This window comes from Breznakia blatticola (genome assembly GCF_004365815.1).
Lineage (GTDB): Bacteria > Bacillota_I > Bacilli_A > Erysipelotrichales > Erysipelotrichaceae > Breznakia > Breznakia blatticola.
This window is the reverse complement of record NZ_SODD01000058.1, coordinates 1-10,461: the sequence shown is the minus strand read 5'-3', so window position 1 is coordinate 10,461 and position 10,461 is coordinate 1. Positions and strand designations below refer to the sequence as shown.

Annotated in this window: 2 protein-coding genes and 7 tRNA genes; 2 read left to right on the top strand and 7 right to left on the bottom strand. The window is 36.1% G+C overall.

Annotated features, from left to right (window positions below; genetic code table 11):
- The first annotated feature begins 211 nt into the window (after positions 1 to 211).
- Complete coding sequence (locus tag EDD63_RS10725; RefSeq protein WP_166667631.1) at positions 212 to 1,510, top strand: RNA polymerase sigma factor; 1,299 nt, start codon at positions 212 to 214, stop codon at positions 1,508 to 1,510.
- 27 nt (positions 1,511 to 1,537) lie between these two features.
- Positions 1,538 to 9,307, top strand: coding sequence for a Spy0128 family protein (locus EDD63_RS10720; RefSeq protein WP_134171299.1), 7,770 nt, complete (start codon positions 1,538 to 1,540; stop codon positions 9,305 to 9,307).
- Between the two features lie 281 nt (positions 9,308 to 9,588).
- Here EDD63_RS10720 and EDD63_RS10715 read toward each other — a convergent pair.
- The 7 genes from EDD63_RS10715 to EDD63_RS10685 form a co-directional block, all read right to left on the bottom strand.
- Positions 9,589 to 9,664 (bottom strand) — tRNA-Phe (locus tag EDD63_RS10715).
- Positions 9,665 to 9,667: 3 nt separating this feature from the next.
- A tRNA-Met gene (locus EDD63_RS10710) sits at positions 9,668 to 9,744 on the bottom strand.
- Positions 9,745 to 9,778: 34 nt separating this feature from the next.
- Positions 9,779 to 9,869: transfer RNA gene (locus EDD63_RS10705), tRNA-Ser, on the bottom strand.
- A gap of 22 nt (positions 9,870 to 9,891) precedes the next feature.
- Positions 9,892 to 9,968: transfer RNA gene (locus EDD63_RS10700), tRNA-Ile, on the bottom strand.
- Positions 9,969 to 9,991: 23 nt separating this feature from the next.
- A tRNA-Met gene (locus tag EDD63_RS10695) sits at positions 9,992 to 10,068 on the bottom strand.
- Between the two features lie 8 nt (positions 10,069 to 10,076).
- A tRNA-Pro gene (locus EDD63_RS10690) sits at positions 10,077 to 10,153 on the bottom strand.
- A gap of 8 nt (positions 10,154 to 10,161) precedes the next feature.
- Positions 10,162 to 10,238, bottom strand: a tRNA-Arg gene (locus EDD63_RS10685).
- Positions 10,239 to 10,461 lie beyond the last annotated feature (223 nt).

The window sequence follows — 10,461 nt, the reverse complement described above, 5'->3', positions numbered from 1 at the left end:
AACACAACTTTTAGAAGACAACAAAAAAACCAAGCAAAATTCACTTCATCGATGAATTTTGCTTGGTTAATGGATTCTTAACTTAATGACATTAAAATAAAGTGAGACTTTTTTGTTTTTTACATGTCTTATGTTTGGGTTAACTTAATCCCGTTATAAATAAAGCGTAATTTTGTGTGATAAAACTACATGTTTCTGAAAGGGGGATATAGTGGAGGAAGTTTATAACTTAGTGTCAATTGACATCATAGAAAAAGCAGTCTCAGGAGATACGGATGCATTCTCCGAAATTTATAGAGCATACTACAATAAGGTATATTTTATCGCAACACATTTCTTTAGAGATGAGCAGGTGGCTAGTGATGTCTTACAAGAGGTTTTTATCAAAGTGTACAAGAAGTTGAGAAATTTAAACGATCCCAAGTACTTTCACGCTTGGATTCAACGAATCGTTTACAATGAGTGCTTAAACTATGCACGGAAGGAGAAAAAATATACTACGTTAGAGGATGGATACGCAGTGGATAATTTCGAGGATGTAAAACAAGATGATATTTCAACGATTATTGAAAACAAGCAAGTGATGAATGCCATCATGGATTCACTAAACTCGATGAGTATACCACTAAAGAGTGTCGGAATTTTACGATATTATGAAGAACTTCCGTTAGAGGAAATTTCAAAAATCTTAAATATTCCTAGAGGCACTGTAAGTTCAAGATTGAACAAAATTAAAAAAACATTACGAGTTGATTTGCAAAAACAGGGGATATCACCAAAAAGTTACAGTGTATTGTTGCTTTCGCCAGGTGTGTTGGAGCAAGCATATCGATTATTGAGTGAACTGTGTTCAGAAGGAGCTAGTGTGAATTCTGATATTCTACAAAAAATCCTTGGTGGAGGAACGCTATTTGGTATGGCATTTAAAACAAAAGTTGCAGTTGCTACTGCAGCAGCGGTTTGCTTTACAGGTGCTGCATATATTCATTCACGACCAAGTGAGCCAGTTGGTGGAGGAGTTCTTGCTTTGCCAATGATTCAGCAACCAGCTATTGCAGAAATGTCAAAAATAACTGGTGTTCATTTTAATCAAGAATGGACCAATCAAGTAGTAGAAATAGAAGTTGATACAAGTAATACAAATTATGATCGACTACTTATTGACGGTGTGCAAACTACACAGGTTGCTCAAAATGGTACATATACCATTCAATTGGAAAAAGATGGAAAGGTTATCGATGCATTTGAAATTACGGTTTCAAATATCGATGTAGAAAGTCCTACAGGATACCATACAAATGAAGAGTTTTTATACACATTATATTTAGGTGATAACGCATCACAAATCAATTACGCAACAATTGAACTATATCGAAATGGAGTATTGTCTAATGACTACACATACGATATAGAAGCAAACATTATACAAATCTACAGCCCACTGGATGTACATGATTTGTTTTATGTTTACGATTATGCCGGAAATAGATTAGAAATAGAAATTGGATAGTAAAGGATAGAAGTTAAGGAGATAACTATGAAGAAACTTTCAAAATTATGTTTAGCTTTTACGTTACTCATTGCTACATACTTCACAGGGAGTGAGTATGCAAATGTATTAGCTAAAGAAACAGAATGGATTTCTCAAATCAACATTACACATGATGATGAATCTGAGCTGTTTAAAAAAGATGAAATGGTAGGTGTGGACCTCTCATGGGATCTGACAAATGATGAAGATACATTGTCAGAAAAGAGACTATACTTTCCAGAGGAGTTACAACTTGTTGATGCGCTGCAAGCAGCACTAACAAACACAAATGGAGTTGAAGTGGGAACTGCAGTTGTGGATGTAACAAATCAAAAGATTGTATTTAACATTAAGCAAAGTGCAGTAGATGAAAATGCAGTACTTAAGGGAAATTTGCGTGTAAATGCAAAAGTAAATACGGATAAAGATGCAAACTTAGTGTTTAAAGACCACAACGATACAACATACACGAAGACATTGGCTTTACAACAAGCAATTACACCATATTTTAATAATTCACCTGGAACAGATGTAACAAACGATTTTATAATTAAGGAATTAATTTTAGAAATGGCTACGTATGATGGTGCAGTAAAACATGAAGTGTATCATGAGGTTAACGGAAGTAAAACAGGATCTAGTAAACTTGAATGGGCGACTTTTGGTAATCCTGCGATTTACTATCAAATGGATTGGGGTATAAAAGACTCTAATGCTAAAGGTTATGAAGCTGGGGATTACATTAAATTTGAGTTATTGACATTGAGTGCGTCAGAAGCGTTAGTAAATAGTTTGGATTTTGGAGAGAAAGATTTAATTGATCCAAATCTAAATAGAAAACTTGCTGTTGGAACTGTAGAAAAAGTAAAAAACAGCGATGGTACATATACTTTGTTTTATGTAATCACATTTGATCCAGAACCAGATGTTGACTTACCTACATTGACCGATATGCAAGGTAATATGAAAGGTGATGCTAGATTTAGTGGTGGTAAAAAGGGAGATAAAGTTGTTATTGATCGCAATGGAGAAACATTTGCGGAGATTGACTGGATTGATAGGCCTGATAGTACAAATCCTGGGGTAATTCAAGATGGTCCAAGACCTTCATCGAAAGTGTTTACTAACTATCAAGATAGTACAAAAACTATCCAATGGAACGTAGTAATAAGTGATTATGCGTCTCACCAATTTGATATCAATACACCATATGATTATGAACCATTGATTTTTGAAGAATATGTAGATTTTCACCAAACATTCAATGCTTTCCCCGAGGATAAATGGAGAGATAATGGTGTTTCTGTTCGTATAGCAGCTCCGATTTATTTACGTGATAGTGATTCGAATAGAACATTCGAAGCGTTTAGTATGAATTATAACGTTTTGATAGGTGGAACAGATAGTCAAAAAGGAGGAATGCAGTACATTGCCCCAGCTGGTGATACAGATGCAGATATGCAAGCAGTTGAGGCAACAGTACGCGCTACTAATAAATCCTGGACGGTAGTTACAGAACCTGATGGGTATGGTCACCAAAGAGAGCGCATGATTGTGAATTTTGGTTCTCCAGGAAAAGGCGATAACTCATATTTGAAAGTAAGTGATTTTACAACTTTAGCGGATTTAAAAACGCAAATTTTGACTATTAAAGCAGATGCACAATTATTGATTGACGAAAATTCAACTGCAACAGATGATACACTGATTCAAGATAAAACATCGGCAAAAATTAAGTTTACATTAAAGGAATGGAAACAATTAGTTAAAGCCTGTGATGAGGCTCTTGAATACTATAAAGTAGATCGTCCTGCGCTTAACTTTAAGGCGACAGTTACCACTCGTGTAAAAGTAACGCAAGCTGAAACTGGAGCAATTGATAAAGTAAGCAACGGATACAGAGTAAGTGGTGGATGGACAGAAAACAGTAAAAATGCAGAAGCCTTAAACAGTTGGGGTGGAACTATTACTGCTAAACCAGTAAACGGTGACGTGGTTATTTACAAAGCCGATTCATTATATGGAAACAGTACGTCAAAAGATGATGATTCTGCGATTCATGGTGGTTTAGGAAATGCGAAATTTAAAATTTATAGAAAGACGGATTTAACTACACCATTAACATTTAAATATGCAGATGGAAAATATGAATATAATGCTGGTGCAACGGATACAGAAATTTCAAGTCCAGATGGTAGTGGTCGATTCATTATTACGAAACTAGCTGAAGGTGATTACGTATTGGTGGAAGTTGCATCACCAGATGGATTCTATCAAACGCAGAATCAGTCAATTGAGTTTAAAATATCAAGTACAGCCATTACATACAAGTTATTGAATAACGTTCCTCGATCTGTGGAATTAAAGAAAGTTGATGAAAAAACAAAAGATGCATTAGCAGGTGCTGTGTTTGAATTGTATAAGTATGACTCAGATATCAACAATGCAACAAAAGTTACTGGATTTACAAAAACACAAATTGCAGGTGAAGATTGGTATTTCCACGACAGTACAGGAACAGATGCATTAGAAGTTATTAGTTCTGGAGCAGATAAAGGGAAATTACGTATTTCTCGTTTAGATGCAGGAAACTACTATTTCAAAGAGATTGTAGCTCCTAGTACGTATGCAGTTTCTAATGAGAAATATACATTCACATTAGATGAGAACTATTCTAATGGAGTAACTACTGTAGATATTGGAGATATTGAGAATAAACTTTATACTGCAACTGGTGATATTACATTTGCAGGAACAAAGACATTGACAGGAAGAAACTTTAAAGCAGGAGATACATATAGCTTTAAATTATATGGTGTTGTTGGTGGATTTGAAACACCATTAGACACAAAAACAATTACTCCGACAAGTGGGTCAAGTGAAACATTTACATTTAAAAAGCTAAACTATACACTAGAAGATGCTGGAAAAACGTATACATATAAGATTAAAGAAGAAGTTGGAAGCATTTCAGGTGTAACATATGCAACAAATGAATATACAGCAAGTTACGAAATTACTGACAATGGTGATGGTACGTTGAGTGTTACGAAAACTTCAGGAACGGATTTAACTACTGCAGCTGATGTAGCATTCACAAATACGTATGCTGCAACTGGTAGTATTGCCTTTGGTGGAACAAAAACACTAACAGGTAGAAACTTTGCATCTGGTGATACATTCACATTTGAACTATACAAAGTTACAGGTTCAGGAGACCAAATAGTTGATACACAAACTATCAACCCAACAAGTGGATCAAGTGAAACGTTTACATTTAAAACGTTAAACTACACATTAGCTGACAAAGGACAAACGTATACTTATAAAATTGTTGAAACAGGCGGAAGTATAGCTGGAGTAACTTACGATACAACAGTGTATACAGCAGACTATACAATTACGGATAATGGTGATGGTACACTAAGTGTTACAAAAGCTTCGGGTACAGATTTAACGTCTGCAAGTGATGTAACATTTACAAACACGTATGCAGCAACTGGAAGCATTGCCTTTGCCGGAACAAAAACACTAACAGGTAGAGATTTTGCATCTGGCGACTCATTTACATTTGAACTATATGAAGTTACTGGTTCAGGAGATCAAATAATTGATACAAAAACTATTACTCCAACAAGTGGAACAAGCGAAACGTTCACATTTAAAACGCTAAATTACACGTTAGCTGACAAAGGGCAAACATATACATATAAAATTATCGAGAAACCAGGAACTGTGGCAGGAGTAACATACGATACAACCGAATATACTGCATCATACACGATTACAGATAACGGTAATGGTACATTAAGTGTTACGAAAGCATCAGGAACAGATTTAACATCTGCAACAGCAGTTGAATTTGAAAACACATATGGTGCTGTTGGTAATATTAAGTTTGCCGGAACAAAAACGCTAACAGGAAGAAACTTCGCATCTGGTGATACATTCACATTTGAACTATACAGAGTTGATGGTTCGGGAGCTCAATTAATCGACACAAAAACAATTACTCCTACAAGTGGATCAAGCGAAGCATTCACATTCAAGACGATAAATTACGCGTTAGCAGATAAAGGGAACACATATACATACAAGATTAAAGAAACAATCGGAAACATATCTGGAGTAACATATGATACAACAGAGTACACAGCAACATATGACATTACTGACAATGGAAATGGTACATTAAGTGCAACGAAAAAATCAGGAACCGATTTAACATCTGCAAGTGACGTAACATTCACAAATACGTATGCAGCAAGTGGAAATATTACATTTGCGGGATCTAAAACATTAACGGGAAGAGACTTTAAAGCAGGAGATACATATAGTTTTGAATTAATTGGTGTTGTTGGTGGATTTGAAACACCATTAGACACACAAACAATTACACCTACAACAGGTTCAAGTGAAACATTTACATTCAAGACATTGAATTACACTCTTGCAGATAAAGGGAACACATATACATACAAGATTAAAGAAACAATCGGAAACATATCTGGAGTAACATATGATACAACAGAGTACACTGCAAACTACACAATTACAGATAATGGTGATGGTACGCTAAGTGTTACAAAAACATCAGGAACTGATTTAACTTCTTCAACGGCTGTAACATTTACAAATACATATGCAGCAACTGGAAGCATTGCCTTTGGTGGAACAAAAACACTAACAGGTAGAAACTATCAATCAGGTGATACGTTCTCATTTGAGTTATATAAAGTTACTGGTTCAGGAGATCAATTACTTGATACACAAACAATCAACCCAACAAGTGGGACAAGTGAAACGTTCACGTTCAAAACATTAGACTATACATTAGCTGATAAAGGGCAAACGTATACATATAAGATTGTTGAAACAAGCGGAAGTGTGGCTGGAGTGACGTACGATACAACAGTGTACACAGCAAACTATACAATCACCGATAACGGTAATGGTACATTGAGTGTTACGAAAGCATCAGGAACAGATTTATCATCAGCTAGTGATGTAACATTCACAAATACGTATGCAGCAACTGGAAGTATTGCCTTTGCAGGAACAAAAACACTAACAGGTAGAAACTTTGCAGCTAGTGATACGTTCTCATTTGAGTTATATAAAGTTACTGGTTCAGGAGATCAAATAATTGATACACAAACAATCAACCCAACGAGTGGAACAAGTGAAACGTTCACATTTAAAACGTTAGACTACACATTAGTTGACAAAGGGCAAACATATACATATAAGATTGTTGAAAAAGCAGGAACTGTGGCTGGAGTAACATATGATACAACAGTGTATACAGCAGACTATACGATTGCAGATAATGGAGATGGTACATTAAGTGTTACAAAAGCATCAGGTACAGATTTAACATCTGCAGCGGCAGTAGAATTTGAAAACACATATGGTGCAGCTGGTAACATTAAGTTTGCCGGAACAAAAACACTAACAGGAAGAAACTTCGCATCTGGCGATTCATTTACATTTGAACTATACAAAGTTGATGGTTCAGGAGATCAATTACTCGATACAAAAACAATCAACCCAACAAGTGGATCAAGTGAAGCATTTACATTCAAGACGTTAAATTATGCGTTAGAAGATAAAGGGAAAACATATACATATAAGATTGTTGAGAAAGCGGAGACGTTAGCTGGAGTAACATATGATACAACAGTATACACAGCAACATATGACATTACGGATAATGGAAATGGTACATTAAGCGCAACGAAAAAATCTGGAACTGATCTAACTTCAGCAAGTGATGTGACATTCACAAATACGTATGCAGCAACTGGAAGTATTGCCTTTGCAGGGACGAAAACACTGACAGGAAGAAACTTTGCTGCTAGTGATTCATTCACATTTGAACTATATAAAGTCGATGGTTCAGGAGATCAATTAATTGATACACAAACAATTACTCCAACAAGTGGATCAAGTAAAACGTTCACATTCAAAACGTTAAACTACACATTGGCTGACAAAGGACAAACATATACGTATAAGATTGTTGAAAAAGCAGGAAGTATTGCAGGAATCACATATGATACAACAGAATACACTGCAAATTACACAGTTGCAGATAATGGTGATGGTACATTAAGTGTTACGAAAGCATCAGGAACAGATTTAACATCTGCAGCAGCTGTCGAGTTTGAAAACACGTATGCAGCAGTTGGAAGCATTACATTTGCGGGATCAAAAACACTAACAGGAAGAAACTTCACTGCTGGTGATACGTTCACATTTGAACTATACAAAGTTGATGGTTCAGGTGATACATTATTGGAAACAAAAGTGATCAATCCTACAAGTGGTTCGAATGAAGCATTTACGTTTAATGCATTGAGTTACTCTTTAGCAGATAAGGGTAAAACATACACATACAAAATTGTTGAGAAAGCAGAAAGTATTGCTGGAATTACATATGATACAACTACATATACAGCAAGTTATGAAATTGAAGATGGAGGAGATGGTACAGTAGTAGCTACTAGAAAATCTGGAACGGATTTAACTTCATCAACAGATGTAGCATTTGAAAATACATATGCAGCAAATGCTTCAATTGCATTCAGCGGAACAAAAGCATTATCTGGAAGAGACTTTAAAGCAGGAGATACATTCACATTTGAATTGTATGCAAAAGTTGGAGGATTGGATGTATTAATTGATACGAAAACAATTACACCAACAAGTGGATCAAATGAAACGTTCACATTTAAAACGTTGAATTACACACTTGCTGATAAAGATCAATTACGTACGTATAAGATAAAGGAAAAAGTAGAAAATATTTCCGGAATTACATACGATACAACAGAGTATACAGCGACATATGAAGTCACTGACAATGGTGATGGAACACTGCGTTTAACTAGAAAATCTGGAACAGATTTAACATCAGCTAGTGATGTGACATTTACAAACACATATGCTGCTAATGGAAGTGTTTCCTTTGCGGGAACAAAAACATTAACAGGAAGAAACTTTACTGCAACAGATGTATTCTCATTTGATCTATACAAAGTTGAAGGTAGTGTAGAAACTTTAGTGGATACACAAACTATCAACCCAACAAATGGATCAAGTGAAACATTCACATTTAAAACAATGAATTACACACTTGCAGATAAAGGTAAAACGTACACATACAAGATCGTTGAGAAAGCAGGAAGTATTGATGGAATTACATACGATACAACTACATACACTGCTACTTACGAAATTGTTGATAACGGTGATGGAACATTAGCTGTTCAAAGAAAAACTGGAACAGATTTAACACATGCACCATCAGTTAGCTTCGTTAACGCATACAAAGCAATTATCACGAAAGGTGATGTTGTCTTACATAAAATCGACTCTGCTTCTAAGAATGCTTTAGAAGGAGCTGAATTCAGTTTATACAAAGCAGATGGAACGCTTGTAACTGAAAAACTTGTGAGTGATGCAAACGGAGTTATCTCGGCAGCTAATTTAGATGAAGGAAACTATTATTTCCAAGAAACGAAAGCTCCTAAAGGATACCAATTAAATAAGGAAAAGATAAACTTTGAAATCAAAGCGAATCAAACAACTGCAGTATCCTTAATGTTTGAGAATAAAAAGACACCTGATAAACCAGTAGTATTCCGTCCGAGTACTTCACCAAACACAGGTGATCCAAACAATACACCATATTATCTATTTATGTTATTACTAAGTGGTGTAGTAATTTCTGGAACATCATTTAAATTTGCAAGAGCAAAAAAGAGAAAATAGAAAAACACTGAAAAAGGCGTGAAAATACTCGCGCCTTTTGGTGGTGTCATAATGTATTTACATAATACAGCGTAAAATGACAAGATTAATGTAAAACAGCCCGTGAGCGATAATGCGTTCATGGGCTGTTTGCATGTAATAAGATTAGACATTGCTTTGATCCAAAGTAATTTTGACACCATTTACCTGATTAAACTTGATAAAACATGACAAAACGAGTGATTATTGAAGAATAAAAAAATAGTGTCTAATCAATATTGATTAGACACTTTCTTTCCAAATGGTGGTCCCGGTCGGAATCGAACCAACGACACAAGGATTTTCAGTCCTTTGCTCTACCGACTGAGCTACGGGACCATTTGGTTGCGGGGACAGGATTTGAACCTGCGACCTCCGGGTTATGAGCCCGACGAGCTACCGAACTGCTCTACCCCGCGATGAATAAAATAAATCATAAAACTTAAATAATAATGGCGGAGGAACTGGGATTCGAACCCAGGCGCCAGTTTCCCGACCTACCGGTTTTCAAGACCGGACCCTTCAGCCACTTGGGTATTCCTCCAGATGTCTTAAGTTTTATATATTGGTGGACCCTACAGGACTCGAACCTGTGACCCACCGGTTATGAGCCGGATGCTCTAACCAACTGAGCTAAGGGTCCAGCATATAACTACAAATAATAAATGGTGGCTGAAGTGAGACTCGAACTCACGACCTTCCGGGTATGAACCGGATGCTCTAGCCAACTAAGCTACCCAGCCATTTATAATGGTCGGGAAGACAGGATTCGAACCTGCGACCCCCTGGTCCCAAACCAGGTGCACTACCAAGCTGTGCTACTTCCCGATATCGAATGGCGCGCCCGGCAGAAATCGAATCCACAACCTTCTGATCCGTAGTCAGACGCTCTATCCAGTTGAGCTACGGGCGCATTTTTTATCGCTTGCTTTCGCAATGCTTACTAATAATACCAAATATCATATTGCATTTCAAGTACTTTTCGATAATTTTCTGCGGGTTTTTTTATTTGCCTTTTTTCAATGGTTAGATTACACTACAATTAAGATAATATGAAGTGACCCCCTAAGTTGTCTAAACGTGGATTTAGATTCATAATAGAAATTGTAAAAATAATATTAAGAATCGTTACCATA

Bases quoted from the DNA above. Each gene is read 5' to 3' on its own strand.
- EDD63_RS10720 (WP_134171299.1), top strand. From the start codon at position 1,538: ATGAAGAAACTTTCAAAATTATGTTTAGCTTTTACGTTACTCATTGCT.